The following is a 25,333-nucleotide window of genomic DNA, read 5'->3' on the forward strand; positions in this document are numbered from 1 at the left end:
ATGCTCAACGGCGCGGGGCCGCGTGGTCGTAGGCTGGTCCGGTGAGTGAGCCCGTCGACGAGACCCAGCGGCCCGGCCGCGACCACCCGGATGACACCAAGCCGATCATGATCGTCGCCTTCGAAGGATGGAACGACGCAGGTGACGCGGCCAGTCGGGCGGTCGAGCATCTCCAGCTCAACTGGGATGCGACACCGCTGAGCGAGCTGAGTCCGGACGAGTACTACGACTTCCAGGTGAGCAGACCGACCGTCCGCATGGTGGACGGCGTCACCCGAAGGGTCGATTGGCCGACCACGCGGCTCTCGGTGTGTCGCCCGGAAGGCTTCAGCCGGGACGTCGTGCTGGTCCAAGGGCCCGAACCGAACATGCGCTGGCGCGCCTTCTGCGCCGAACTGCTGGAGCACATCCAGCAACTGGACGTGGCCACCGTCGTCACTCTCGGCGCGCTTCTCGCCGACACCGCGCACACCCGCCCCGTCCCGGTCACCGGGACGGCGTACGACAAGGACACCGCTTCCCAGTTCGGCCTGGAGCTGAACAACTACCAGGGCCCGACCGGCATCGTCGGCGTCCTCCAGGACTACTGCGTGCAGGCCGGTGTCCCGGCGGTGTCGATCTGGGCGGCCGTGCCGCATTACGTCTCGCATCCGCCGTCGCCCAAGGCCACCCTCGCGCTGCTGCACAAACTCGAGGACGTCCTCGACGTCGAGATCCCGCTCGGCGCCCTTCCGGAGCAGTCCGAGGAGTGGCAGCGGACGGTCACGGAGATGGCCGAAGAGGACGAGGAGATCACCGAGTACGTCCGGGGCCTCGAGGAGCGCGGCGACGCGGAAACCGAGTTCACGCTGGACGACGTGAGCGGGGACAAGATCGCGGCCGAGTTCGAGCGGTACCTGCGGCGGCGCCGTCCCGGCCAAGACGGTCCGGGGCGAGGCTGACGGCTCCGTGCCGGTGTCTGTGCTCGCCTGAGGTGTGTGAAGGTCGAGTTCCCTCGGCTGGACCGAGGGAACTGGACCTTCACGCGAGTTCCACGTGGCCTGCGGTCTTGCGACGCCGCTACCCGATCGCAACTAGAGGACTACTTGCGGGACACCGGCGGCAGGTACCGCCACCGGTCCTCAGGCGTAAGCGCGGCCGCCATCCCGGGTGTCGCGAAAGCCACTTTCGGGACATCAGACGTCGCGAACGTGGCTTTCGCGACACAGCCGCTGGCCTGCACGAACCGAACCTTCGATCAAGCGCACCGGGAATCCAGTAAGTACCTCACCGCTCACGAGACCTAGAAGATGCGCCGCAGCGGGATGGGGCCCCGCGCCCGCTTCCGCCACTCACGCGGATAGCCGAGCGAGACCTCCTCGAACCGCACACCGTCCGCCGCGGTGGAGCGCGGGATGTGCAGGTGCCCGTAGACCGCGACCTCCGCCCGGAAACGCAGGTGCCAGTCCTCGGTCTCGGTCGTCCCGCACCACAGCGCGAACTCCGGCCAGTACAGCGGCTCGGTGGGGTGGCGGTGCAGCGGCCAGTGCGACATCAGGATCGTCCCGTGGTCCTCGGGGATCGCTTCCAGCCGCTCCGTGCTGATCTTCACCCGGTCGGCGCACCAAGCCTGCCTGCTGGGGTACGGGTCGGGGTGCAGGAAGAACTCGTCCGTGCACAGCACGCCCGCCTCGCGTGCCTGGTCGACGGCCGTCAGCAGCGGCAGTCCTTCGGACGCGGGCGTCCGCCAGCTGTAGTCGTACAGCACGAACAGCGGAGCGATGGTCAGCGGCTTCTCCTGGTGTTCCCACACCGGGTACGGGTCTTCCGGGGTGAGGACGTCGATCTCCCGGCATCGCTCGACCAGATGCTCGTAGCGTGCCTGGCCCCGCAGCTGACATTCGTCCTTCTGGGTGGTCCACAGCTCGTGGTTGCCGGGGACCCAGACGACCTTCGCGAAGCGTTCCCGCAAGGTCCTGAGCACCCCGACCACGGATTCGGCTCGTTCGGCGACGTCACCGGCCACGAGCAGCCAGTCGTCGGGGGTCCGGGGGACGACCTCGTCGACGATCGGGGCGTTGCCCTCATGGGTGACGTGGAGGTCGCTGGTGGCGAAGAGATGCGGCACTCCACCACCGTAGCTTCACCCGGACCGGGGGACCGCCAAAACCGGGTCGCGGCGCGACCGTCCCGACGCCGACACGCCCAGCACGATGAGCGCCGAGGCGACGTGCAGGCCCGCCTGGAGGTTCAGCAGGACTCCGGTGCCCAGCACACTCACCAGTCCGCCCGCCAGCGACGCGCCCAGCGCGGTGAACCCGGCCGTCCCGGCGAACATGGTGCTCAGCGCGCGGCCGGACCGTTCGGGCGACGCGGTCGTCTGAACCAGTGAGAGCAGGCCGGATCCGGCAAGCACCCCGGGAGCGCCGACGAGTGCGAAGAGTCCGATGAAGACACCCAGCGGCAGCGACAAGATGAGCGTAGGCAGGTTCCAGATCAGCGCCGACAGCAGGCCGAGCGCGAGCCCGCCCCAGCCGAGCAGGGCGGCGGGCGCGACCTTGCGGGCGACGGTGGCGACGGCGAATCCCGCGGCCAGTCCACCCAGCGCCTGGACACCGCGAAGCAGTCCGACGTCGCCTTCGGTGCCGTCGAGGATGTCGAGCACGAAGACCACGAACAGCACCAGGAACATCCCCTGCGCCAGGGAAGTCAGCACCACGACGACGCCGGCGAGGCGAAGGCGTCCTTCGCGGCCGATCTCGCGAAGCCCGTCCAGCCAGGCTCGTAACACTGGTTCGGGCGGGCCCGCCACCATCGGCGCGGCGACCCGCCGGAACGGGCGGGCCAGCAGGGCCGAGCCGATCACCAGCACCCCGAGGTAAGCGACCACGACCCAGCCGAGCCCGCCGAAGCCGAGCAGGAGCCCGCCCGCCCAGCCTCCGACAAGGCGCGCGACGCTGCTGTTGACGCTCATGAGGCCGTTGGCGCCGATCAGCTCGTCCGGGGCGACCAGTTCCGGTACGAGCGCGTTGCGGGCGGGTTCGAACAGCGAAGCCAGCCCCGCCTGTGCGGCCATGACCCCGTAGATCACGAACACCGGGCCGCCGGACGCGACGAACAGCAGCGGCAGGGCCACGAACGCCTGACCCGCGCACACCACGCACAGCACCAGCCGCCGGTTCCACCGGTCCGCGATCACGCCGGCGATGGGGCTCAGCAGCACCGCGGGCACCAGGCCGAGGACGATGCTCAACGCCGTGGTGGCCGCGGAGCCGGTCGCCCGGAAGACGAACACCGGCAGGGCGATCTGCAGCATCCACTCGGCGGTCTCGGAGAAGAAGGCGGCGACCCACAGTCTCGCGAAAGCGGGCTCTCCCAACGGTTTCACGTACTCGGTTTCCCCTCGGTGTCGACGCGCGGGAACGCCCGCAGTCCCAGGTGGACGGACAGGGCTCCCCCGGGGGCGTCTTCGCGGATCGTGCTGACGTAAGGCCGTACGAGCGCGTCGATCCCCCGGACCAGCTCGTCCAGCTCCGCCGCGGTCACCCGCAGCGAATACGTGTTGATCCCGGACGCGTCCCGCCAGTCCTTGTCCAGCCGGTCGGCGGCGTCGAGATAACGCTCGGTCAGCTCTTTCTCCCGCGCCAGCGTGGTTCCGACGACCGCCAGTCGCGCCCCGCGCAGGTCCGGGTCGTCGCCGAACTCGATGCCGACCTGGCAGGCACGCCAAGGCCGCTCTCGCCCGTCCTCCCCCTCGACCCGTTCGACGAGGCCGTGCTGGGCCAGCTGGCGCAGGTGCCAGCTGCAGTTCGAGGCTGTCGAGCCGACCGCCGTCGCGCATTCGCTCGCGGTCCGGGGGCCGACCGCCATCAGGTGATCCACCAGCGCCGAACGCAGCGGATGCGCCAGCGCCCGCATCAGCTCGACGTCTTCGATCCGCTTGCGCGGCGGCAACCCGGCCATCGGCTCGATCCAATCTGAAAGAAACCTTTCGAAAGTTACCTTTCAGAGTCACAGGTGGCCGCGGGGATGTCAACCGACCTGGATACCTTTGCCGCAGCAGTTGCTGCTTTCAGCAGTAACTGCACAAGTCAACTACTGCACAGGGAAAACATATGCCTGACCAGCGAGAACTCGCCATCGCGGCGACCTTGGAGATTCCCCGGTTCGTCAGCGCGACCGTCCTGTTCCAGACGGCGATGGCGGAGCAGCTGGGGATCAGCGCCACCGAGCTACACGGACTCCAGCTGGTCATCAGCGGCGCCGCGACTTCACCGACCCGGCTGGCACGGGCGCTCGGCATGACCACCGGGGCGGTGACGCGGATGCTCGACCGGATGGCGGCGCAGAATCTGGTCGAACGGGTTCCGGATCCGGCCGATCGCCGCCGCCTCCTGGTCCGCCCGCTGCCGGACCGGCTCGGCGAGGTGTCCGATCTCTACTCCCCCATGGCCCGGTTCTTCGGCGACCGCCTCGGCCGACTGGACCGGCGACAGCTCGCCGCACTGCTCGGTGTCATGACCGACGGGCGCGTCTTCGCCGAACAAGAAGCCACCAGATTGCGCGAGGGGGTTGACTAACGCTACAGGGGTTGCGTTAGACTGCTCGCATCATGGACAACTGACATCGCACCTTCCCCGTTCCGAGGCTGCTTCGGTCGAGCACGGCTCCCGTAAGCGATCAGGCCCGGCAGGGATCCCTCATGACCTCGAAACGCGGTGATGTCGTATGTCTTCTTCCCTGATCGCCAAAGATCTCGTCCACTCCTACGGCGCCCGCGTCGTGCTCGACGGCGTGAACCTGACCGCTTCGGCCGGGCAGCGGCTCGGCCTGGTCGGCGAGAACGGCGTCGGCAAGTCCACGCTCCTGCGCCTGCTGGCCGGGGTCGAGGAACCCGACGCGGGCGAGGTGCTGCGCGGCGACGACCTCGGATTCCTCTTGCAGGAGCTGCCCTTTCCGCTGACGGCGCGGTTCTCCGACGTCATCGACGACGCGCTCGCCGAGATCCGGCAAGCGTCGGCGAGACTCGGCGAACTGACCGAAGCGCTCGCTGAACGCCCGGACGACACGGCGGTGCTCCACGAGTACGGCACCGTCCTCGAATGGGCTCAGGCACACGATCTCTGGGACGCCGACCGGCGGGCCGGGGTCGTCTGCGCGGGACTCGGGCTCGCCGGGATCGACCCGGCGCGCGAACTGGGCACCTTGTCGGGCGGGCAACGGTCGCGGCTCGGGCTGGCGGCGTTGTTGATCCGGCGGCCGGGCACGCTCGTCCTGGACGAGCCGACGAACCACCTCGATGACGGCGCGATGGAGTTCCTGGAACACCATCTCGCTTCGCTGACCGGCGTGCTCGTGCTGTCTTCGCACGATCGCGTGTTCCTCGACGCGGTGTGCACCGACATCGTCGACCTCGACCCGGCGCTGGGCGGCCCTACCCGGTACGGCGGCACGTACTCCCGCTACCTGGACCAGAAACGGGCCGAACGGGCGCGCTGGGAGCAGCGCTACGCCGAGGAACAGGACGAACTGAAGGAACTGCGCGAAGCGGTGGCCGTCACCGCGCGCGACGTCGCACACAACCGGCCGCAGCGCGACAACGCCAAGATGCTCTACGACTTCAAGACCGGGAGGGTGCAGAAGCAGATCTCACGCCGGGTCCGCAACGCGCGACTGCGGCTGGACGAACTGGAACGCGACCAGGTGCGGAAACCACCCGCGCCCCTGCGGTTCCATGGCGGCCTGACCGGTGAACCCGGCGAGGACAAGACGGCGATCTCCGTGCGGGGAATCGAGATCGCGGGACGGCTGCGCCTGGCGACCCTCGACATCACGACGACGTCGAGGCTCCTGATCACCGGCGGGAACGGTGCCGGGAAGTCGACGCTGCTGGCCGTCCTCGCCGGCTCGCTGACACCGGACGCCGGCACCGTCCTTTCCGGACGAGGGGTTCGGATCGGCCTGCTGGCACAGGATGTCGCGTTCGCCGAGCCGGAGAAGACCGCGCAGCGGACCTACGCCGAAACGCTCGGCGAGGACGCTCCACCGTTGCGTGGCCTTGGCCTGCTGGCGCCGCGCGATCTCGGGACCAGGGTGGGCGCCCTGTCGGTCGGGCAACGGCGGCGGCTCGCGCTGGCGTTGCTGATCGCCGATCCGCCGGAGGTGCTCCTGCTGGACGAACCGACCAACCACATCTCGCTCACCTTGGCCGAGGAGTTGTTCGCCGCGCTCGATTCGGCGCCGGGCGCCGTCGTCATCGCTTCGCACGACAGATGGCTGCGGCGAGACTGGGCGGGTGACCACCTCCGGCTGGAAGCCGGTCGCGTCGCCGTGTAGGGCGTTATACACACTGCTCGGGCGGACGGTTCGCCCGCCCGAGCAGTGTTTTCCTACAGCTCGATGCCGAGCAGCGCGTCGACCGCTTTCCGGATCAGCCCGGGAGCCGCCGGGTCGGAGCCTGACCGGTTCAGCGCCTGCTCCGCCCAGGCGTCGACGGCGGCGAGCGCCTTGGGCGTGTCGAGGTCGTCGGTCAGGTGGTCGCGCAGGCGCACGACGGTGTCCTCCGCGGCCGGGCCCGTGCCGAGCGAGACCGCGTCGCGCCAGCGCGCGAGGCGGTCTTCGGCGTCCGCGTGCAACTGCGCGGTCCACGGCCGGTCCGAACGGTAGTGGCCGGCGAACAGCGCCAGCCGGATCACGCCGGGGTCGACCTTGTCGGCACGCAGGCGCGAGACGAACACGAGGTTCCCGCGCGACTTCGACATCTTCTCGCCGTCGAGGCCGATCATCCCGGCGTGCACGTAGTGCCGCGCGAACGGCCGGTCCCCCGCGACGGCCTCCGCGTGCGCGGCGCTGTACTCGTGGTGCGGGAAGATCAGGTCCGAGCCACCGCCCTGGACGTCGAAGCCGAGGCCGAGGCGGTTGACCGCGATCGCGCTGCACTCGATGTGCCAGCCCGGCCGTCCGGCTCCCAGCTCCGACTCCCACGACGGCTCACCCGGCCGCGCCATCCGCCACAGCAGCGCGTCGAGCGGGTGCTGCTTGCCCGGACGGTCCGGGTCGCCGCCGCGTTCGGCGAAGAACTTGGCCATCGTCTCGGCGTCGTAGTTCGACTCGGAACCGAAATGCCCGGTCGCGTTGTGATCGAAGTAGATGTCCGGGTACTCGGCGTCGTCGGCGCGATAGGCGCTGCCGTTCGACAGCAGTTTGGCGATGACCTCGACGATCTCGGGGATGCTCTCCACCGCCCCGACGAACTGCCTCGGCGGCAGCACCCGCAGCGCGGTCATGTCCTCACGGAACAGCGCGGTCTCACGCATGCCGAGGACGATCCAGTCGTCCTTGTCGCGCGCGGCGCGCTCCAGCAGGGGCTCGTCGATGTCCGTCACGTTCTGGACGTAGTGGACGTCGTGCCCGGCGTCGCGCCACAGGCGGTTCACCAGGTCGAATGTCAGGTACGTGGCGGCGTGCCCCAGATGGGTGGCGTCGTACGGCGTGATGCCGCAGACGTACATCCGGGCGGTGGACCCGGGCGCGGTGGGGCGGATCTGCCCCGTCGCGGTGTCATGGAGCCGCAGCGGACGGGGGGTGCCGGGGATACGGGGCACGTCGACCGTTGACCAAGTCTGCATACCTCGACTGTAAGCGGAGCCGCCGCGCCGTTCCCGGCCGGTGGGAGCCGGACCCGGCCGGAGTAACCTCACCCGCCCGTTCAGGACCGGTCGGCGTTGGCGTGGGCGGCGTCCCGGATGTACTCGGCGAGGCCCGGCCGCTGGTCCGGCTCCCGCACCAGGAAGCCGAACTGGACCGGATCCGTCACGTACAGCCCGGCGACCTCGCGGTGCATCGCGTGATCGCAGTCCCCCATGAACGCGGCCAAGAGCCGCCGGTGCTCCTCGGCGAGGTCCATCGCCGCGTCGCTGCCCGCCGCCGCGCCGGAGTCGACGACGTCGAGCAGCCGCCTCACCCAGTCCTGGCGGACCTTCTCCGCCTCGATCCACTCCTCCTTCGACAGTGGCACGGCCGCCGTCCGCCACTGCGGGGTCTCGCCCCACCGGCGGACGGCCTCCTCCGCGTACCCCTCCGGTTCACGGAACTCGCCGAAGACCTCGAACTTCTCCTCCGGGGTCAGGGCGTCACCGATCTCCTTGGCCTTGATCACCCGCTCGACGGACTCGGCCATCCGGATCAGCTCGCCGATCCGCTCGCGCAGCAGCGTCCGCTGCCGCCGCAGATGCTCCCGCGCGTCCAGGCCCGGGTCGTCGACGACCTTCGCGATCGCCTCCAGGCCGAACCCGAGTTCGCGGTAGAACAGGATGCGCTGCAACCGGTCGAGGTCGTCGTCGCTGTAGCTGCGGTAGCCCGCCGATGTGCGCGCGGCCGGCGACAGCAGGCCGATCTCGTCGTAGTGGTGCAGCGTGCGCACGGTGACCCCCGACAACGCCGCGACCTTCCCCACCGGATACCCCATCGGCTTAGCGTAAGTGGACGACTTCCGCCGCCGCGCGTAGAAACGACTCATGGGGAGAGCTGGAACCACCGTGTCGGCCGCACTTCCGCCCGGGCCCCGGCTGCCCGGCCTCGTCCAGACGCTCGTTGTCGGCAACTTCCGGCCTCACGTGCTCCCGCTGCTCGAACGCCGCTACGGATCCGTCGTCCGGATGAAGGTTCTGCCGCACCGCGACATCGTCATGCTCACCGCCCCCCGTGCGACCACGATTCGGCCGGAGTCCGCGTGAAGGCCCCCTTCACGCGGACTGGCAGCGCTTGGGTCGGGAGACAGGCGTGACGGCCTACCGCTTCCTGGCCCGCAGGTAGTCCCCGACCACCGCGGCACCGAGCCCGTCGAGGTCCGGAGCGACGACCCGGCCACCCGAGCGACGCGCGATGAGATCGACGAACGCCGTCAGGCGCGGGTCGTCCCCGAGCCGGAACACCGTCACCGACGCACCCAGCTTCGCCACCCGGTCCACTTCGGACAGTGTCTTGAGCAGGGTCCGCTGCTGGGGCGGGTAGTCGAATTCGGCGGTGCCGTCGGGTTCCAGATGCGCTGTCGGCTCGCCGTCGGTGACCATCAGGACCACCGGCTGCGCGTCGGGATGCCGCCGCAGATGCCGTCCGGCCAGCAGCAACGCGTGGTGGGCGTTCGTTCCCTGCTCCCAAGCGCCCTCCAAACCCACGAGTTCGGCCAGTTCGACCGACGTGGCGTAGCGGCCGAACGTGATCAGCTGGAGCGCGTCGTTGCGGAACCGGGTGCTGATCAGCTGGTGCAACGCGAGCGCCGTCCGCTTCATCGGCAGCCAGCGGCCCTCCTGGACCATCGACCACGAGGTGTCCACGAGCAACGCCACGGCCGCGCGAGACCGGTGCTCGGTCTCGATCACCTCGACGTCGGACACGGCCATCCGGACGGACCGCTCGCCCACCGAAACCGAACGCAGGACCGAGTTCCGGACCGTCCTGGAGACGTCCCACGGCTGCATGTCCCCGAACCGCCACGGTCTGGTCGCACCCGTCGGCTCGCCCGCCGCACCCGCCGATTCGGTCTCCCGCTGCCCCGCCTTGCCGCGCAACGCGTTCACGACGTCGGCGAGCGCCGTCTCCCCCAGCCGTCGCAAAGCCTTGGGAGACAACCGGAGCGTGCCGTCGGGAGCGCGTTCGAACAGGCCCTGCCGCCGGAGTTCGCGTTCCAGTTCGGACAGCCGTCGCGCGTCGACGCCCGCGTCCGGGCCCAGCTGCCTCCTCAGCGCGTCGACGTCGATGTCTTCCAGTCTCGCGCCGGGATAGGACTGGCCGAGCTGTTCGGCCAGCGCGTCCAGTTCGGCGAGGTCGGACATCGCCCGGGCGCCCTCACCGAGGCCGAGCGGATCGTTGCCCCGGAAGCGTTCCGACGACGTCCAGTCCTCGCCGGGCCGCAACGCCTTCAGCTGGGAATCCAAAGTGGACAGCTGCTGTGCGAGCCGGGGATCACCGAACGCCTGCTGCGACAACTGGGCCAGTTCGGCGCGCTGCTCGGGGGTCATCGAGTTGAGCATCCGCTGCGCGGCCGCGGCGCGGGCGGCGAGGACGTCGATCAGTTCCTCGACGTTCTTCGGATTCTCCGGAAAGAACTCGCCGTGCTCTCGCATGAACTGCGCGAACCGCTCAGGCACGTCCTCGCGGCCTTGCGCGTGCGCGGCCAGCAGGCCGTTGAGGTCGGCGAGCATCTTGTTGACGCGCTCGACGTCCTCCGGTCCGGCGTTCTGGAGTGCCTCCTTCATCCCCTCGAACCGGGAATCCAGCAACTCACGCCCGAGCAGGTCGCGGATCTTCTCGTAGTTCTCCCGGCCCTGCTGAGAGCGCCAGTCGTACTGGCCGAGTTCGCGGACGGCCGCCGCCGTTCCCGGCGGAAGCGCGTCCAGCTGCGCCTCGCGGAAGCGGGCGTCGTCGTCCGGGTCGGGGAACAGCTCTCGCCGCTCGGCCTCCAGCGCCTGGTCGAGCAGCTGCCGGACTTCCTGGAGCGTGCCGTCGAGCCGGTGCCGCCGCTGGATCTCCGACCGGCGCTGCCAGAGCCGCCTGGTCAGCTCGTCCAGACCGGCCGTGCGCGGGGTGCCGCGCCGCAGCAGTTCTTCCAGCGCGGACCGGGGCGAGGCGCCCGCCATGACGTCGCGGCCGATCTCGTCGAGCGCGTCCCGCAGGTCCGCGGGCGGCGCCAGCGGATCCGGGCCGTCGTGCCACGGCCCGTACGAATAACCCTCCGGGACGGTACTCATCGGCCGTAGACGGTCGTCGTGTCGTCGGAGTCCTTGGCGAGTTTCCTCGACAGGAACAAGGATTCCAGCGCCAGTTCGACCGCGGCCGCGATCCGCCCCGCCGGTTCGTCCGGGCCGACGCCCGCCCGCGCGGCGACGTCGTGGAGCACGGGCAGCTCCGGCAGCGCGGAGAGGACGTCCTTGCCGGGGACGCGTTCGCCGGTGGTCACCAGGTGCCCGTCCTCGACAGCGTCGGCCAGCGGCAGCAGGTCCAGTCCGGCGAACCGCGAGCGAGCCGTCTCCGCGACCGCCCGGCGCAGCAGGTGCACGAGGTGTTCGGTCTCGCGGCCCTCCTCCCCCGGCTCGAATTCGAGCTTGCCGCGCAGCACGGCGGGCACCGCGTCGAGGTCGACCGGGCGTGCCACGGCGGGTTCCTCGCCGGTGAGCGCGGACCGGCGCAACGCCGCCGCGCCCACGGTTTCCGCCGCCGCGACGGCGAACCGGGCCGAGACGCCGGACCGCTGGTCGATCACCGGCGACTCGCGCAGGTTCCGCACGAACCGGGCGAGCACCTCCAGCAGCGGCTCGCCGACCTCGGCGACCAGATGCGCTTCCTGCCGCACGACCGCGATCTCGGACTCGACGTCGAGCGGGTAGTGCGTCCGGATCTCGGCGCCGAACCGGTCCTTGAGCGGGGTGATGATCCGGCCGCGGTTGGTGTAGTCCTCCGGGTTGGCCGTCGACACCAGCAGCACGTCCAGCGGCAGGCGCAGGGTGTACCCGCGCACCTGGATGTCGCGTTCCTCCATCACGTTCAGCAGCGCGACCTGGATGCGCTCGGCGAGGTCGGGAAGCTCGTTGATCGCCACGATGCCGCGGTGGGCGCGCGGGACGAGTCCGAAGTGGATGGTCTCGGGGTCGCCGAGACTGCGGCCTTCGGCGACCTTCACCGGGTCGACGTCGCCGATCAGGTCACCGACCGAAGTGTCCGGTGTGGCCAGTTTTTCCGTGTAGCGCTCGTCGCGATGACGCCAGGTCACCGGAAGGGCGTCGCCGAGTTCGGTGGCACGGCGGCGTGATTCCGGAGTGATCGGGTCGAGCGGGTGCTCGGCCAGTTCGGCGCCCTCGATGGCGGGCGTCCATTCGTCGAGGAGCCCCGCGAGGGTACGCAGCAACCGGGTCTTGCCCTGGCCGCGTTCGCCGAGGAGGACGACGTCGTGCCCGGCCAGCAGCGCGCGCTCCAGCTGCGGCAGCACGGTGCGCGAGAAACCGACGATCCCGGGCCAGGGGTCTTCCCCGGCGCGGAGCTTGGCGAGAAGGTTGTCGTGCAGTTCTTGTTTGATCGATCGCGGCAGGTGGCCGGCCGCGCGAAGGTCCCCGGCGGTCCGGGGCAGATTTCCGGGAACATCGTTCACCCGTTTGACGCTACGTCGCCATCGTGTCCCCTGTCGATGTGAACCAACTCCAGGTCGGGATCAACCGTTCGGTGGAGTGGACTTCAAAAGATCGGTTGATGTGGAACCGGGTACTGCCGCGCGAGGCTTGGTTCATGCCCAAGAAGCCACCCGTGCCGAGCACCGAGCTCGGCCACCCGCGCAGCCGCGCCGCCTTCGTGCGGATGAAGGTGCTCGTCTCCTGCTACATCGGTCTCAGCGTGCTCGCCCTCGTCGTGGCCTACCTCTGGCGAAACCGGCCGGATCTGGTGACCGACGTCGTCTGGGTCCGCGGCGAAGGCGTCCTGATCGCGTCCGTTGTGCTGTTCCTGTTCGTCGTCGGTACCGCGCGGGGTCGTCGCGGCGCGCACCTGCGGTTGCGGATCGCCTCGGCGGCCATGGTGGCGGCGATCGCGGTGCTGATCTCGCTCCCCGGGTTCCTGCCCTGGTGGATGCGGATCGAGCAGGGCCTCTGCGGACTCGTCCTGATCGGTATCGCGGTGATCGCCAACGGCGGGCATCTGCGATCGTTGTTCGCGAAGGACAGGGGGTATGGATGAATGTTCCGGAGCCGCTGCGCGGACCGGTCACGCAGGCCCTGCCGTTCGTCCTCCTGGCGATCCTGACCGCTTTCACCGTGGCCGCCAACGGGCCGCGGACCGGGGAACTCGTGCTGTGCGGCCTGATCGCGGTGTGGATGCTGGGGGTGTTCGCACTGCGGCCGGGCCGGCACGAGAGCGTGCCGGTGACGGCGGTCTTCGTCGGTGGGCTGACGGCGATCACGCTGGTGCTCGTGCTGGAGGCGCCCTGGTTCGGCTGCTTCACACCCGTGCTCTACATCCACGCGTTCCGGCTCCTGCCGTGGCCGTGGCTGCTCCCCGGAGTCGCCGCGGTGGCGGTGGTGGCCGGGACGGCCCAGGCCTACGGCGTCGAGAAGAACACGGTCGTCGGCGTGCTGGGCTATCTCGCCGTCCTCGCCGTGAACATCGGGCCGATGGGCGGGTTCGCCTGGTTCGCCTGGCGCAGCGACGAGCGGAACCGCCAGCGGGAACAGGCGTTGCGCGAACTGGCCGAAGCCAACCGCAGACTGGAGGCTAGCTTGGCCGAAAACGCCGTCCTCCACGACCAGTTGCTCGCCCGTGCCCGTGAAACCGCCGTGCACGGTGAACGCGAACGGATGGCCCGCGAAATCCACGACACGCTGGCGCAGGGCCTCACCGGGATCGTCACGCAGTTGCAGGCGGCCGAACAGGCCGAGGACGATCCGGCGGCGTGGCGCAGGCACACGACGGCCGCGACCACGCTGGCGCGGGAAAGTCTGACCGAGGCCCGGCGCTCGGTGCGCGCGTTGCGGCCCGAGCTCTTGCGAGCCTCGCGGCTGGGTGAGGCGTTGAACGACGTCGCCGCCCGGTGGACGGCACTGCACGGCGTCACCGTCCAGGTGACCACGACCGGGACCGTCGTGCCGTTGTCACCCGAGACGGAGGTCGCGTTGCTGCGGACCGCGCAGGAGGCACTGGCGAATGTCGCCAACCACGCCAAGGCCTCGCGGGCGGGCGTGACACTTTCGTACCTGGGCGCCGAAGTGGCGGTGGACGTGCGTGACGACGGCCGGGGATTCGACCCGCTGCTGCCGCGGGGCGAAACCACCGGGAGCGGCTTCGGGCTGACCGCGATGCGCCAGCGGATCGAAAGCCTCTCGGGGACGTTGCGGATCGAGTCCGAACCGGGCGGCGGCACCGGGATCTCGGCATGTGTCCCGCTGGGAGCGCATCATGAGTGACACCCCGATCCGGCTGCTCGTCGCCGACGATCATCCCGTGGTCCGCGACGGCCTGAGCAGCCTGTTCGCGCGCGAGGCGGGCTTCGAGGTCCTCGGCGAGGCCTCCGACGGCGCCGAGGCGGTCCAGCTCGCCGAGTGCCTGCGCCCGGACGTCGTGCTGATGGATCTCCGGATGCCAGGGATGGACGGTGTCACCGCCATCCGCGTGCTGGCCGAGCGGCTGAATCCGGCGCGAGTGCTCGTCCTGACCACTTACGACTCCGACAGTCACGTACTTCCCGCCATCGAGGCGGGCGCGACCGGCTACCTGCTCAAGGACGCTCCGCGTGACGAACTGCTCCGCGCCGTCCGCGCCGCCGCCCGCGGCGAGGCTGTCCTCGCGCCGTCGGTCGCGGCCACCCTGATGGGCCGGATACGCGGGCCCGCGCCGGAGCCGCTCAGCGAACGGGAACTGGAGGTGCTGCGGTTGGTGGCTGCCGGGAACACCAACCGGGAGGCCGCCGCGGGACTGTTCATCACCGAGGCGACGTTGAAGTCCCACCTGGTGAACATCTACGCGAAACTCGGCGTGAACGACCGGGCATCCGCCGTCGCCGAGGCCTTCCACCAAGGCCTCCTGACGACAAGACACTAAGGACCGACCCACCCCGCTACGCACCCCACTGACCGGTGGAGAGCCGTAGGCACCGTTCTGGACCGGCAGACCGTCTTCCCGGAAGCGCGCCAGCGCGACGGGAAGACTTCACCGGTCGTGCGCCCTCTTTCGGGCCGAAGGCCCACGGAAACCGTTCCGCCTGCGTGATTTTGATCCCGATCTGCGCCCTGACGACGGTTTCCGTCAACGCACGATAAAATAAACAGAGTGTGCCGTCCTAGTGCGACCCTCGCGGTCTGGTCTTCGGCGTGGCTGAACGGGGCCGCCGCCTCCGACGACGTCCTTGACGCCCTGCTGGTCTGGGGCGAGGCCCACGACGTCGTCGCCGCGGATGCCGCGGCCGCCGAGGCGTTCGAGCTGCCGCTCGCGTTCAACCGTGCCGCGACCCCGGTTCAGCTGCTCCTCGCTTTGCGTTCCCAGGGCGCGAAGAGCATGCAGTTGCTGATGCCGGTGCCCGGCGATGTCCGTGGTCTCGGCGGTGGCGGTCCTTTCGCCGAGGCCGCGCTGCGGACCGGTGACGCCGCCTTGTTGCCGGATCTCGGCTACGGCCTGGTCCCGGAGGCGATCGCCGAAGGCCTGATGCGGTGGACCGTCTTCTCCGTACCCACGCCGGGCATCCTCGAGTACCGTCCACTGGGCGAAGCCGAGCACGGCTTGACCGACGCGATCCGCGCGAGCGCCGGAGCACTGCAGACCCTCGACGTCGCCAGCGAGCGCCCTGGCGTACGCGCGGAACTCTCCGCACGGCTGCGAGCGGCCACCGACGCGCCCTGGCCCGCCGGAATGCCCGGCCGTTCGCTTCGGGTACTTCAGCGGTCCGAGGAGATCTCGGCGATCCTGGCGATCGCCGAAGCCGACGATCCGGGTGGTGCCCTTTCGGCGTCCGCGGCCAGCCGCCGGGCCGAGGCCCTGCGGCCACTGACCGAGGCCGTCCGCAGCGCGCGGTGTGCGGCGATCAACGAAGCGGTGCGGGTGTTCGCGGACCAGGCGGACCGCCACCCGTAGGCCCTGAAACCGCAAGTCGTCCTCTAGTTGCGGTAGTTGCGCGCGCAACTACCGCAACTAGAGGACGAAACGCGATTTACGGGCGCGCGGGGCGCTTCGCGGGCTCGCAGCACCCGATGGCGCAAGGCGCCCCGTTGATCGTGCATCCGGCCGCCGGGAACGGCGACAGCTTCCGCGCCGGCGCACCCTCGGTGTGCTCGCGAACCAGTTCCACGACAAGCTCGGCGAAGCGCGGGTCCGTGTCCGGCGTCGCGGCCCGCGCGAAGCCCATGCCGTGCTCCGCCGCACGCTCGGCGGCCTCGTTGTCGAGGTCCCAGATCACCTCGAGGTGATCCGACACGAAGCCCACCGGGCAGACCACCACCGAAGTCACGCCGTCCGCGTGCAAGGCGTCGATGTGGTCGACGATGTCCGGCTCGAGCCACGGCACCTGCGGCGGGCCGGAGCGTGACTGCCAGACGACGTCGTAGGTCTCGATGCCCGCTTCGGCCGCGACGAGGCGAGCGGCTTCGGCGATCTGGCGCGAGTAGCGGCGGCCGCCTTCCGAGGGTGGTCCGGACGCCGTGTCAGCGGACTCGGGCACCGAGTGGGCACAAAAGACCGTCCGGGTTCCGGGCAGGTTCCCCAGTTCCGCGTGCGCGGCGCGGACGGCGTCGGCGAAGGCCGCGATGAACAGCGGGTGGTCGAAGAACTGCCGCAGCTTGACCAGTTCCGGCGCCCCGTCGCCGACCGCCGCGCGGGCCCGCTCGATGTCCTCGTCGTACTGGCGGCACGCGGAGTAACCGCCGTACGCGCTCGTGGGGAAGACCAGGACGCGCTGACCACCCGCCTGGGTGATCTCGGCGAGGGTGTCCTCGACCATCGGCCGCCAGTTGCGGTTGCCGAAGTGGACAGGCAGGTCGATACCGGCGGCCGCGAGCCGCTTCTCCACCGCGGAGATCGCGTCGCGGTTCAGGCGGTTGATCGGCGAGACCCCGCCGAAGTGCTGGTAGTGCTCGGCGACCTCGAGCAACCGTTCCCGGGGGATCCCCCGTCCCCGCGTGACGTTCTCCAGGAACGGCATCACCTCGTCGGGTCCCTCGGGACCACCGAACGAAAGCCAAAGCAGCGCGTCATAACCCACCCTGACATCTTGCCGCTGTGGCGCCCCGCACGCTGACCCGGCCCATTTTGAACTGATCGATCCAAAACCTGGTACGGTCGCTCCCATGGCCAGGCCGAAGGAATTCGACGAGCGCGCCGCGGTCGGGCGCGCCATGGACGCGTTCTGGGCGCGCGGCTACGAGGGCACGTCGACACAGGCCCTTTGCGAAGCCACCGGCTTGGGCCGCAGCAGTATCTACAACACCTTCACCAGCAAGCACGAGCTGTTCATGCGGGCACTCGCTCAGTACACCGAACGAGGCATCGCCGCCAGGACGGCGTTACTGGAGAACTCCGGGACCGGCGTCGAGCGGTTCCGCGCGCTGTTCTCGTTCACCATCGACGAGGAAGTCGCCACCCACGGCCGCGGCTGCCTCGTGGTCAACACCGTCGCCGAGTTCGGCGACCGCGATGCCGAGGTCAAAGCACGGACCGACGCCGACACCGGACGACAGCTCGCCCTTCTCGTGGCCTGCGCCAGGGAAGGCCAAATCGACGGGACGATCGACGACACCCGCGAACCGGCCGACATCGCCGAGTTCGCGCACAGCACCGTCGCCGGGCTACGGCTGATGTCCCGCCGCGGCGCCGAACGGACGGCCATGGAAGCGGTCGCCGACATCGCGTTGGGCGCGATCTCCGCGAAGTAACCGAAACAAGCCTTGTGTGCAACGCCGCCCACATTTTGGACTGATCAATACAAAACTGGAGGGAATGCTCGTGCCTTTGGCAGTCTGCGTCCTCGGACTGAGCGTCTTCGCGCTCGGCACGTCCGAGTTCATGATCACCGGCCTGCTGCCGGGGATGGCGGCCGACCTGAACGTGGGCATCCCGGAAGCCGGGTTGCTCATCTCCGCCTTCGCGATCGGCATGGTCGTCGGCGCTCCTGCGCTGGCGATCGCGACACTGAGAGTGCCGAGGCGGGCCACCCTGATGACACTGCTCGTCGTTTTCGGACTCTCGCACGTCGTCGGTGCGCTGGGTACGGGATACGCCCTGCTCTTCGCGACACGTGTCGTCAGCGCCGTCGCCTGCGCCGGGTTCTGGGCGACCGCGGCGGCCACCGCGGTCGCGCTGGTCCCCGTGGAGCGCCGCGGCCGCGCGCTGGCCATCCTGGTCGGCGGGCTCACCATCGCGAACATCGCCGGCGTCCCGGCCGGGACCTTCCTCGGCCAGCACGCGGGCTGGCGGGCGGCGTTCTGGGCGGTCACGGCGCTGACCGTCGTCGCGTTGATCGGCGTCTTCGCCCTCGTCCCGGAAACGCAGAACGGCGAGACCAAGACCGACGTCGCGACCGAACTGCGGCTCTACCGCGGTGGCCGGTTCTGGCTGGCGCTGGGCGTGATCGCGTTCGCGCAGGCGATGATCTTCGCGACCTTCAGCTATCTCGCGCCCTTGCTGACCGAGGTCACCGGACTACCGGAAAGCTGGGTGCCGGGCGTGCTCTCCCTGTTCGGGCTCGGCGCGCTGATCGGCATCACCGTCGGTGGCCGTCTCGCCGACGCGAGGCCGTTCGCCACGCTCTACGGCGGCCTCGCCGTCGCGCTGCTCGCCCTGGTGCTGCTCGCGCTTTCCGGCCCGGCGACCCCGGTCGCGATCTTCGCCGTGTTCCTGTTCGGTGTCGCCGGATTCGGCATCAATCCCGCCTTGAACGTCCGCGCGTTCGCCGTGGCGGGCAACGCGCCCACCCTCGTCGGCGCCAGCACCACGGCCGCTTTCAACGTCGGCAACACGGTCGGCCCGTGGCTCGGCGGCGAATCGATCGACGCCGGTTTCGGCTACCCGAGTGTCGCGTGGGTGAGCGTCGGACTCGGCGTCGCCACGGTGGTCGCACTCACCTTCGCCGCCGGTGTCCAGCGCACCGACGACCTTCGCCTGCTCCGCGAACCCGTTACCCCGTAAGGAGAATCATGTCCGACCGAACACAAGCCACCCTCGACGAGCTCTTCCGCCGAATGTCCACAGGGGACACTGATGGCGCCTCGGAACTCTTCGCCGACAGCGTCGCCTGGGACATCCCCGGCGCGACCGAGCTGGTTCCCTGGATCGGCCCGCGCCGGAACCCCGCGGAGATCCGCGAGTTCTACGACCTGCTCGACAAAGGGCTCATCAAGGACCGGTTCGACGTCGAGCGCGTCCTCGTCGACGGGCCGCACGCCGTCGCGGCCGGGCGGCTGCGCTCGATCATCCGCGGCAACGGCAAGGTGATCGAGTCGGCCTTCACCATCCAGTTCGAGGTGAACGACGACGGCCTGATCACCAAGTACCTGCTCCTCGAAGACTCCTGGCACGTCGCGAACGCCGTCGTTCCTGACCAGCCGAGGGCCTGACGTCGGATGAGGGGTGTGTGGAAACAGGGACGTTGAGAGTCCCTGTTTCCACACACCCCCTCTGATGCGCGTGAAGGCCTCCTTCCCTCGGCTCAGCCGAGGGAAGGAGGCCTTCACGCGCTTGGAAGAACTCAGTTGCCGAGAGCGTGCACTCCACCGTCGACCATGATCATCGAACCGGTGGTCGCGGGCAGCCAGTCCGAAAGCACCGCGCAGACGGACTTGGCCGTCGGGTCCGGGTCGGAGCTGTCCCAACCGAGCGGGGCACGGGCGCCCCAGCCGTCCTCCAGGTCGCCGAACCCGGGGATCGACCGCGCGGCCATGGTCTTCATCGGGCCGGCGCTGACCAGGTTGACCCGGATGCCCTGCGGGCCCAGGTCGCGCGCCAGGTAGCGGTTGACCGACTCCAGCGCCGCTTTCGCCACGCCCATCCAGTTGTAGGCGGGCCACGCGACCCGCGCGTCGAAGTCCATGCCGACGATCGACGCACCGCGCGAGAGCAGCGGCAGGGTCGCGACCGCGAGCGCCTTGAAGGAGTACGCCGAGACGTCGACGGCCACCTTCACGTCCTCGCTCGGGGCGTCCAGGAACGGCGCGCCGAGGCAGGACGGCGGGGCGAACCCGATCGAGTGCAGCACACCGTCGAGCCCATCGACGTGCTCACGGACGCGATCGGCGAGCGAATCGAGGTGCGCCTGGTTGGTGACGTCCAGCTCCAGCACCGGCGCCTCCTCGGGGAGACGCCTGGCGATGCGCTCGACGAGCGACAGCCTGCCGAAGCCGGTGAGCACGACCTTCGCGCCCTCTTGCTGCGCGATCTTGGCCGCGTGGAACGCGAGCGAGGCGTCGGTGATGACACCGGTGATCAGCAGGCGCTTGCCTTCGAGCAGTCCTGGCACGGGACCTCCAGTCCGGAGTGGGTTTGGTTCAGTACGGGAAAAACGGGGACGTCAGTGGCCCATGCCGAGGCCGCCGTCGACCGGCAGCACCGCGCCGTTGACGTAACCGGCCTCCTCGGAGGCGAGGTAGCGGACGGCGGCGGCGATCTCCGACGGCTCGGCGTACCGGCCGGAGGGAACCTGGGCGAGGATCTCCTTCTTGCGGTCCTCGCCGAGTTCGTCGGTCATGTCGGTGGCGACGAAGCCCGGGGCGATGACGTTGGAGGTGATGTTGCGCGAGCCCAGCTCACGGGCCAGCGAGCGAGCGAGACCGACGAGACCGGCCTTGCTCGCGGCGTAGTTGACCTGGCCCGCCGATCCGGTGAGCCCGACGACGGACGAGATGAAGATGTAGCGGCCCCACTTGCCGCGCAGCATGCCGCGAGAGGCGCGTTTGGCGACCCGGTAGGCGCCGGTGAGGTTCGCGTCCACCACGCGGGTGAACTGCTCCTCGCTCATGCGCATGAGCAGGGTGTCGTCGGTCATCCCGGCGTTCGCGACGAGGACCTCGACGGGCCCTTGGTGCTCCTCTACGAGCTTGAAGGCGGCGTCGATCTGCTCGGCGTCCGTGACGTCGGCCTGCACCCCGAAGAGGCCTTCGGGCGCGCCGGAGCCACGGTGCGTGATCGCGACCTGGTGCCCCTGCGCCGCGAGGTCCTTCGCGATCGCCAAACCGATGCCGCGATTGCCGCCGGTGACCAGTACCGACCGTCCCACAGAGCTCTCCTCGCCTCGTCTTCGTCCCGCTGACGCACTGAGGTTATCGGCTCGCCCGGGACCCGCCGGAGCCGCGCCACCTCTACCTCCGGGTAACCGCGACCGCCCTAAGCGGATGTTAGGAACCGCGCCGAAACCTTGCCCGGCCGTCACGGATTGTTCACCGTGAGCCGGAACACAGGAGGTCAAAGATGACAACCCGGATCGGCGAAGCGTCGCCGCCCGTAAGCGAGAGGCGAGTCGTCGGCAACGTGCTGCGCGGCTCGATCGGCAACCTGGTCGAGTGGTATGACTGGTACGCCTACGCCGCCTTCAGCACCTATTTCGCCAAGTCCTTCTTCCCCACCAAGGACACGACGGCGGCGTTCCTCGGCACGGCGGCGGTGTTCGCCGTCGGATTCCTCATGCGGCCACTCGGCGGCTGGATGCTGGGCCGGTTCGCCGACCGCTTCGGGCGACGAAGCGCACTCGTGCTTTCGGTCACGTTGATGGCCGCGGGGTCGCTGATGATCGCGCTGACCCCGACCTACGCCACGATCGGGATCGCCGCCCCGATATTGCTCCTGGTCGCGAGGCTGATCCAGGGGCTCTCGGTCGGCGGCGAGTATTCGACCTCCGCGACCTATCTGTCCGAAGTGGCCACTCCCGGCAAACGCGGCTTCTACTCCAGCTTCCAGTACGTGACGCTGTACGGCGGCCAGCTGCTGGCGCTCGGCCTCCAGCTGCTGCTCCAGGCGATCCTCACCGAGGCCCAGTTGACGTCGTGGGGCTGGCGGATCGCGTTCGTCGTCGGCGCGTTCGCCGCGGTCATCGTGATGTTCCTGCGGCGCGGGATGGACGAGTCGGCCAGTTTCGAGGAGGCCAAGGCGTCCGGCACCGGCAAGGACGCGGGCGAGAAGGGCACGCTGCGCGCGCTGATCAAGTACCCCAAGGAGATCGCGCTCGTCGTCGGCCTCACTCTCGGCGGCACGGTGTCGTTCTACACCTTCGCCACCTACAGCCAGAAGTTCATGGAGAACACGGCCGGCATCCCGCGCCGGACGGTGACGCTGATCCTGTTCTGCGCGATCCTCGTCGCCGCGATCCTGCAGCCGTTCGCGGGCAAGCTGTCGGACCGCATCGGCCGCCGCCCGCTGCTGATGTTCTTCGGCATCGCGGGCACGCTGCTGACCGTCCCGATCATGACGCTGATGGGCGGGACCAAGGAGCCGGTGCTCGCCTTCCTGCTGATGCTGGCCGGGCTGGTGATCGTCACCGGGTACACCTCGATCAACGCGATCGTGAAGGCCGAGCTGTTCCCGACCAAGATCCGCGCCATCGGCGTCGGTCTCCCGTACGCGCTCACCGTGGCGATCTTCGGCGGCACCGCCGAACTCATCGCGCAGGCGCTGAAGGGCGCCGGCCACGAATCGGTCTTCTTCTACTACGTCGCGGGCTGTGTCCTGGTGTCGCTGATCGTGTACGGCACAATGCGGGAAACCTCGAAGACCTCGGAGCTGGACAAGAAGAAGCCGGAGCCCGAGCTGGTGTCCGGCCGCGAAGGCTAGGCGGAAGGTATGGCCGTGCGAGTGCTGCTTGTCGAGGATGACGCCGGCGTCGCTGACGCGCTCGCCGAAACGCTGCAGTCGCGCGGCCACACCGTCTCCCACGCGGCCAGGGGCTGTGACGCGCTGCACCGGCATCGCGGGGCCGACGTGATCCTGCTGGATCTCGGCCTGCCCGACATGGACGGGCTCGACGTGCTCAGGAAGGTGCGCCAGGTGTCGCTGGTGCCGGTGCTGGTCCTCACCGCGCGCGGTGACGAGCGGTCCGTGGTGCGCGGGCTGCGGCTCGGCGCCGACGACTATCTGACCAAACCGGTCCGCCTCGCCGAACTGCTGGCGAGGATGGACGCGGTCGTGCGCCGCGCCGCGCTTTCGGCCGTGCCCCAGGACGACGTCGTCCGTGTCGAGGACGTCGAAATCGACCTCGGGGCACGGCGGGTGCTGGTCGACGGGAACGACATCGGCCTCACCGCCAAGGAGTTCGCCGTCCTGGCCGTACTCGCCGTCCGGCCGGGTACCGCGGTGAGCAGGCAGCAGCTGATGGACGAGGTGTGGGGCGACGCGTACCTCGCTGTCTCCCGCTCACTCGACGTGCACCTGACCCAGCTGCGCGCGAAGCTCGACCGGCCGGGGCTGCTGACCACGATCCGGGGTTTCGGCTACCGCCTCGGCCGGGACTGACCGGTGCGCACCCGGCTGCTGGTCGTCCTCGTCGCGCTCGCGCTGACCGTGGTCGCCGCGTTCGCGATCCCGCTGCTCGGATCGACCGCCGCGCAACGGACCCAGCAGCTGGTCATCGCCCGCAACGCCGACGTCGACCGGTTCGTCGTCCTCGCCCAGCAGGCCGTCGACGCCGACGACCCGGCCGTGCTGGCGGTCGACGCCGCGCGGTATTCGTCGTTATACGGCGAGGCCGTCGTGGTGGTCGACGCACGCGGCGTGCCGCTGGTCGAGACCGGCGGAATGACGGCCGTGAAACCGGTGGTCCACTCGCTCGTCGAGTCCGCCCTTCGCAACCAGCCCGCGAAGGGGCCCGAGCAGCTCAACCCGTGGTCGGCCGATCCGGTCTACTTCGCCCGCCCTGTCGGCACCGGCACGCGGGTGGCCGGGGTGGTCGTGCTGCGGGCGTCCGTGGCGACCGCGGCGGCGGATCTCACCGCCCGCTGGGCCGCGATCATCGCGGGCGCGGTGCTGGTGGCGGCGGTGTTCGTGCTGCTCGCGGTGCTGCTGGCGCGGTGGATGGTGCGGCCGCTGCACGAATTGGAGACCGGCGTGCAGGCGGTGACCGAGGGGCATCGCGCGCAGGTTCCCGACCGGGCAGGACCGAGGGAACTGCGGTCGCTCGCGACGTCGTTCAACCGGATGTCCGACGCCGTCGTCGAGGCGTCCGAACAACAGCGGCGACTCGTCGCGGATACGTCGCACCAGTTACGGAACCCGTTGGCCGCCTTGCGGTTGCGGGTCGATTCGCTCGCCGCGCAGGTCGACGGCGACGGCCAGCGGGCCTACCGCGCGACCGTCGCCGAGGTCGAACGCCTGGAGTCGTTGCTCGACGGGCTGCTCGCGCTGGCGCTCGCCGAAAGCGCGGCGACCCGGCTGGCCGCCGGGGAATCCGGCGACGAACCCGGCGATCTTCCTTCCGTGCTGGCGGAACGGGTCGACGCGTGGCGGCCCTCCGCCGACGACGCCGGGGTCGAGCTGGCGGCGTCGGAAGGCCACCACGCCCCGCTGACCGTGCGCTGCCCGGAAGGCGATCTCGCGCAGATCCTCGACGTCCTGCTGGACAACGCGGTGCACTACGCGGGCCGGGGCGCGACGATCACCACCGGCTACCACACCGGTGACTCGACCGCCACGGTCTTCGTGTCCGACAACGGTCCTGGACTGTCCACAGAGGATCGTGCACGCGCGACCGAACGGTTCTGGCGGGCCGGTGGCGACGGCGCTCCGCGCGGAACGGGACTCGGACTCGCGATCGCGAACCAGCACGTGCTCGCCCGGGGCGGGAAACTCGAGCTGCGCCGAGCGGAACCACACGGACTCGAAGTCCGCGTCGAACTTCCTCTCGCCGGGAGCATGGCATGACCGTCACCAGGCGCACCGCGCTCCTCGCCGGGCTGGCCACCCTCGCGGGCTGTTCGACCGCGGGCTACCAGGGCCCGGAACGAGAGGTCGTCATCGCGGCGGGCGAGAGCGGCGGTTTCTACCTGGCCTTCGCGGAACTGCTGGCCCAGCAGCTGAACCAGGCGGAACCGCGGCTGCGCGCGACGGCCGTCGCGACCGAAGCCAGCGTCGAGAACCTGCGACGCCTGCGAGACGGGCGGGCCGATCTCGGGCTCGTCCTCGGCGACGTCTCCGAGTCCGCCTTCGCCGGAGTGGAACCGTTTTCCGTCCCGATCGCGTTTTCGGCCATCGGCCGCGTCTACGAGAACTACCACCAGCTCGTGGTCCGCGCGGACGGCGGGGTGCGATCGCTCGCCGATCTGGCGGGACGGCCGGTGGCGATGGGCGCGAGCGGGTCCGGCGTGGCGGTGTTCAGCACCCGGCTGTTCGCCCGCGCCGAAGTCCCGGTGACCGCGAAGAACCTCCTGCTCGGGGAGGCGATCAACGCGTTGGTGGCGCACGAGGTGGACGCGCTGTTCTGGTCCGGCGGGATCCCCACGCCCGCGCTCGCCGAGCTGAACCGGACCACGCCGATCACGCTCCTGCCCCTCGACAAGCACCTTCCGGCGCTGCGCACGGGATACGGCCCGGTGTACGACCTGGTCCACGTTCCGGCACAGGCTTACCGAGGGGTCGGGGAACTGCGGACGATCGGCGTCGCGAACCTGCTGCTGGCGGCGCCTTCCCTGCCCGGCGACGTCGCGGCGGCCGTCACGCGGGTGTTGGCCGGGCACGCCGCGGATCTCGTCCCGGCACCCGCCGTCGGCACGCAGTTCCTCGACGTCCGGACCCTGATCGGCACCGGCAAGGTGCCGCTGCACCCTGGGGCCGCGTCGGCCTATCGTGCCCTTCACGGGTGAGAGCGGCTCAATCTCCAGAATGATGCGCGTAGTACCGCAGCGCTGCCAGGGTCGGA

Annotated in this window: 25 protein-coding genes; 15 read left to right on the forward strand and 10 right to left on the reverse strand. The window is 69.9% G+C overall.

From position 1 onward, the window contains the following. Positions 1-41: 41 nt before the first annotated feature. Positions 42-941 (forward strand): PAC2 family protein, encoded by a 900-nt coding sequence (locus tag BS329_RS17180; protein ID WP_076161950.1) that lies wholly within the window; start codon positions 42-44, stop codon positions 939-941. A 341-nt stretch (positions 942-1,282) separates the two neighbouring features. Here BS329_RS17180 and BS329_RS17185 read toward each other — a convergent pair whose 3' ends face one another. Genes BS329_RS17185 through BS329_RS17195 form a run of 3 tightly spaced genes read right to left on the reverse strand, consistent with a single transcriptional unit; the run spans position 1,283 to position 3,942 of the window. After that, entirely contained in the window at positions 1,283-2,107 is an 825-nt protein-coding gene (locus BS329_RS17185; RefSeq protein WP_076161952.1) for a metallophosphoesterase family protein, read from the reverse strand. Between the two features lie 15 nt (positions 2,108-2,122). After that, positions 2,123-3,367 (reverse strand): MFS transporter, encoded by a 1,245-nt coding sequence (locus tag BS329_RS17190; protein ID WP_076161954.1) that lies wholly within the window; start codon positions 3,365-3,367, stop codon positions 2,123-2,125. Next, entirely contained in the window at positions 3,364-3,942 is a 579-nt protein-coding gene (locus BS329_RS17195) for an ArsR/SmtB family transcription factor (protein ID WP_076161956.1), read from the reverse strand. Before BS329_RS17195 ends, BS329_RS17190 begins: the two co-directional genes overlap by 4 nt. A gap of 152 nt (positions 3,943-4,094) precedes the next feature. Between BS329_RS17195 and BS329_RS17200 the strand changes: the two genes are divergently transcribed. Beyond that, complete coding sequence (locus tag BS329_RS17200; RefSeq protein ID WP_076161958.1) at positions 4,095-4,559, forward strand: MarR family winged helix-turn-helix transcriptional regulator; 465 nt, start codon at positions 4,095-4,097, stop codon at positions 4,557-4,559. Positions 4,560-4,707: 148 nt separating this feature from the next. Continuing rightward, complete coding sequence (locus tag BS329_RS17205; protein WP_076161960.1) at positions 4,708-6,315, forward strand: ABC-F family ATP-binding cassette domain-containing protein; 1,608 nt, start codon at positions 4,708-4,710, stop codon at positions 6,313-6,315. Positions 6,316-6,368: 53 nt separating this feature from the next. Here the strand turns inward: BS329_RS17205 and mshC are convergent, their stop codons facing one another. Together mshC and BS329_RS17215 are read right to left on the reverse strand one after the other, a co-directional pair. Then, complete coding sequence (mshC, locus tag BS329_RS17210) at positions 6,369-7,607, reverse strand: cysteine--1-D-myo-inosityl 2-amino-2-deoxy-alpha-D-glucopyranoside ligase (protein WP_076161962.1); 1,239 nt, start codon at positions 7,605-7,607, stop codon at positions 6,369-6,371. Between the two features lie 80 nt (positions 7,608-7,687). Continuing rightward, positions 7,688-8,446, reverse strand: a complete 759-nt coding sequence (locus BS329_RS17215) for a MerR family transcriptional regulator (RefSeq protein ID WP_076161964.1) — start codon at positions 8,444-8,446, stop codon at positions 7,688-7,690. Between the two features lie 49 nt (positions 8,447-8,495). Between BS329_RS17215 and BS329_RS17220 the strand changes: the two genes are divergently transcribed. Beyond that, positions 8,496-8,714 carry a hypothetical protein gene (locus tag BS329_RS17220; RefSeq protein ID WP_244197198.1) on the forward strand — a complete coding sequence of 73 codons (219 nt, stop codon included), beginning with the start codon at positions 8,496-8,498 and terminating at the stop codon, positions 8,712-8,714. A 54-nt stretch (positions 8,715-8,768) separates the two neighbouring features. Here the strand turns inward: BS329_RS17220 and BS329_RS17225 are convergent, their stop codons facing one another. Together BS329_RS17225 and BS329_RS17230 are read right to left on the reverse strand one after the other, a co-directional pair. Continuing rightward, positions 8,769-10,727, reverse strand: a complete 1,959-nt coding sequence (locus BS329_RS17225) for a vWA domain-containing protein (RefSeq protein ID WP_076161966.1) — start codon at positions 10,725-10,727, stop codon at positions 8,769-8,771. After that, a complete protein-coding gene (locus BS329_RS17230; protein WP_076161968.1) occupies positions 10,724-12,121 on the reverse strand; it encodes a sigma 54-interacting transcriptional regulator in 1,398 nt (465 codons plus the stop codon). The genes BS329_RS17225 and BS329_RS17230 overlap by 4 nt, the downstream gene beginning before the upstream one ends. A 98-nt stretch (positions 12,122-12,219) precedes the next feature. On the opposite strand from BS329_RS17230, the gene BS329_RS17235 reads away from it, so the two are divergent. From BS329_RS17235 to BS329_RS17250, 4 genes are all read left to right on the forward strand, one after another. Then, entirely contained in the window at positions 12,220-12,699 is a 480-nt protein-coding gene (locus BS329_RS17235) for a hypothetical protein (protein ID WP_341866337.1), read from the forward strand. Then, the gene (locus BS329_RS17240; RefSeq protein WP_076161970.1) at positions 12,696-13,922 is read left to right on the forward strand and encodes a sensor histidine kinase; all 1,227 of its coding nucleotides are present in this window, start codon (positions 12,696-12,698) and stop codon (positions 13,920-13,922) included. Before BS329_RS17235 ends, BS329_RS17240 begins: the two co-directional genes overlap by 4 nt. Continuing rightward, a complete protein-coding gene (locus tag BS329_RS17245) occupies positions 13,915-14,556 on the forward strand; it encodes a response regulator (protein WP_076161972.1) in 642 nt (213 codons plus the stop codon). The genes BS329_RS17240 and BS329_RS17245 overlap by 8 nt, the downstream gene beginning before the upstream one ends. 228 nt (positions 14,557-14,784) lie before the next feature. Then, entirely contained in the window at positions 14,785-15,582 is a 798-nt protein-coding gene (locus tag BS329_RS17250; RefSeq protein ID WP_076161974.1) for a hypothetical protein, read from the forward strand. A gap of 76 nt (positions 15,583-15,658) precedes the next feature. Here the strand turns inward: BS329_RS17250 and BS329_RS17255 are convergent, their stop codons facing one another. After that, positions 15,659-16,705, reverse strand: coding sequence for a ferrochelatase (locus tag BS329_RS17255; RefSeq protein ID WP_076161976.1), 1,047 nt, complete (start codon positions 16,703-16,705; stop codon positions 15,659-15,661). An 85-nt stretch (positions 16,706-16,790) separates the two neighbouring features. Between BS329_RS17255 and BS329_RS17260 the strand changes: the two genes are divergently transcribed. The 3 genes from BS329_RS17260 (at position 16,791) to BS329_RS17270 (ending at position 19,055) form a co-directional block, all read left to right on the forward strand. Next, a complete protein-coding gene (locus tag BS329_RS17260; protein ID WP_076161978.1) occupies positions 16,791-17,375 on the forward strand; it encodes a TetR/AcrR family transcriptional regulator in 585 nt (194 codons plus the stop codon). Positions 17,376-17,445: 70 nt separating this feature from the next. Further along, positions 17,446-18,627: a Cmx/CmrA family chloramphenicol efflux MFS transporter gene (locus BS329_RS17265; protein ID WP_076162287.1), complete on the forward strand. Its 1,182-nt coding sequence runs from the start codon at positions 17,446-17,448 to the stop codon at positions 18,625-18,627. Between the two features lie 8 nt (positions 18,628-18,635). Next, on the forward strand, positions 18,636-19,055 hold the full coding sequence (locus tag BS329_RS17270) for a nuclear transport factor 2 family protein (protein ID WP_076161980.1): 420 nt from the start codon (positions 18,636-18,638) through the stop codon (positions 19,053-19,055). A 131-nt stretch (positions 19,056-19,186) separates the two neighbouring features. Here BS329_RS17270 and fabI read toward each other — a convergent pair whose 3' ends face one another. Together fabI and fabG are read right to left on the reverse strand one after the other, a co-directional pair. Continuing rightward, positions 19,187-19,954, reverse strand: a complete 768-nt coding sequence (gene fabI / locus BS329_RS17275) for an enoyl-ACP reductase FabI (RefSeq protein ID WP_076161982.1) — start codon at positions 19,952-19,954, stop codon at positions 19,187-19,189. A 51-nt stretch (positions 19,955-20,005) separates the two neighbouring features. After that, a complete protein-coding gene (fabG, locus tag BS329_RS17280) occupies positions 20,006-20,710 on the reverse strand; it encodes a beta-ketoacyl-ACP reductase (protein ID WP_076161984.1) in 705 nt (234 codons plus the stop codon). A gap of 191 nt (positions 20,711-20,901) precedes the next feature. Between fabG and BS329_RS17285 the strand changes: the two genes are divergently transcribed. Genes BS329_RS17285 through BS329_RS17300 form a run of 4 tightly spaced genes read left to right on the forward strand, consistent with a single transcriptional unit; the run spans position 20,902 to position 25,277 of the window. Continuing rightward, positions 20,902-22,257, forward strand: a complete 1,356-nt coding sequence (locus tag BS329_RS17285; protein WP_076161986.1) for an MFS transporter — start codon at positions 20,902-20,904, stop codon at positions 22,255-22,257. A gap of 9 nt (positions 22,258-22,266) precedes the next feature. Then, positions 22,267-22,935: a response regulator transcription factor gene (locus BS329_RS17290; RefSeq protein WP_076161988.1), complete on the forward strand. Its 669-nt coding sequence runs from the start codon at positions 22,267-22,269 to the stop codon at positions 22,933-22,935. A 3-nt stretch (positions 22,936-22,938) separates the two neighbouring features. After that, the gene (locus BS329_RS17295) at positions 22,939-24,339 is read left to right on the forward strand and encodes a sensor histidine kinase (RefSeq protein ID WP_076161990.1); all 1,401 of its coding nucleotides are present in this window, start codon (positions 22,939-22,941) and stop codon (positions 24,337-24,339) included. Next, the gene (locus BS329_RS17300) at positions 24,336-25,277 is read left to right on the forward strand and encodes a TAXI family TRAP transporter solute-binding subunit (protein WP_076161992.1); all 942 of its coding nucleotides are present in this window, start codon (positions 24,336-24,338) and stop codon (positions 25,275-25,277) included. The genes BS329_RS17295 and BS329_RS17300 overlap by 4 nt, the downstream gene beginning before the upstream one ends. Positions 25,278-25,333 lie beyond the last annotated feature (56 nt).

It is taken from the genome of Amycolatopsis coloradensis, assembly GCF_001953865.1.
In the GTDB taxonomy this organism is placed as follows: Bacteria; Actinomycetota; Actinomycetes; order Mycobacteriales; family Pseudonocardiaceae; genus Amycolatopsis; species Amycolatopsis coloradensis.

Coding starts and splice junctions, on each gene's coding strand:
- BS329_RS17195 (WP_076161956.1), bottom strand. CDS start 3,942: ATGGCCGGGTTGCCGCCGCGCAAGCGGATCGAAGACGTCGAGCTGATG.
- BS329_RS17200 (WP_076161958.1), top strand. CDS start 4,095: ATGCCTGACCAGCGAGAACTCGCCATCGCGGCGACCTTGGAGATTCCC.
- BS329_RS17205 (WP_076161960.1), top strand. CDS start 4,708: ATGTCTTCTTCCCTGATCGCCAAAGATCTCGTCCACTCCTACGGCGCC.
- mshC (WP_076161962.1), bottom strand. CDS start 7,607: ATGCAGACTTGGTCAACGGTCGACGTGCCCCGTATCCCCGGCACCCCC.
- BS329_RS17215 (WP_076161964.1), bottom strand. CDS start 8,446: ATGGGGTATCCGGTGGGGAAGGTCGCGGCGTTGTCGGGGGTCACCGTG.
- BS329_RS17220 (WP_244197198.1), top strand. CDS start 8,496: ATGGGGAGAGCTGGAACCACCGTGTCGGCCGCACTTCCGCCCGGGCCC.
- BS329_RS17225 (WP_076161966.1), bottom strand. CDS start 10,727: ATGAGTACCGTCCCGGAGGGTTATTCGTACGGGCCGTGGCACGACGGC.
- BS329_RS17235 (WP_341866337.1), top strand. CDS start 12,220: ATGTGGAACCGGGTACTGCCGCGCGAGGCTTGGTTCATGCCCAAGAAG.
- BS329_RS17240 (WP_076161970.1), top strand. CDS start 12,696: ATGAATGTTCCGGAGCCGCTGCGCGGACCGGTCACGCAGGCCCTGCCG.
- BS329_RS17245 (WP_076161972.1), top strand. CDS start 13,915: ATGAGTGACACCCCGATCCGGCTGCTCGTCGCCGACGATCATCCCGTG.
- BS329_RS17260 (WP_076161978.1), top strand. CDS start 16,791: ATGGCCAGGCCGAAGGAATTCGACGAGCGCGCCGCGGTCGGGCGCGCC.
- BS329_RS17270 (WP_076161980.1), top strand. CDS start 18,636: ATGTCCGACCGAACACAAGCCACCCTCGACGAGCTCTTCCGCCGAATG.
- BS329_RS17285 (WP_076161986.1), top strand. CDS start 20,902: ATGACAACCCGGATCGGCGAAGCGTCGCCGCCCGTAAGCGAGAGGCGA.
- BS329_RS17290 (WP_076161988.1), top strand. CDS start 22,267: ATGGCCGTGCGAGTGCTGCTTGTCGAGGATGACGCCGGCGTCGCTGAC.
- BS329_RS17300 (WP_076161992.1), top strand. CDS start 24,336: ATGACCGTCACCAGGCGCACCGCGCTCCTCGCCGGGCTGGCCACCCTC.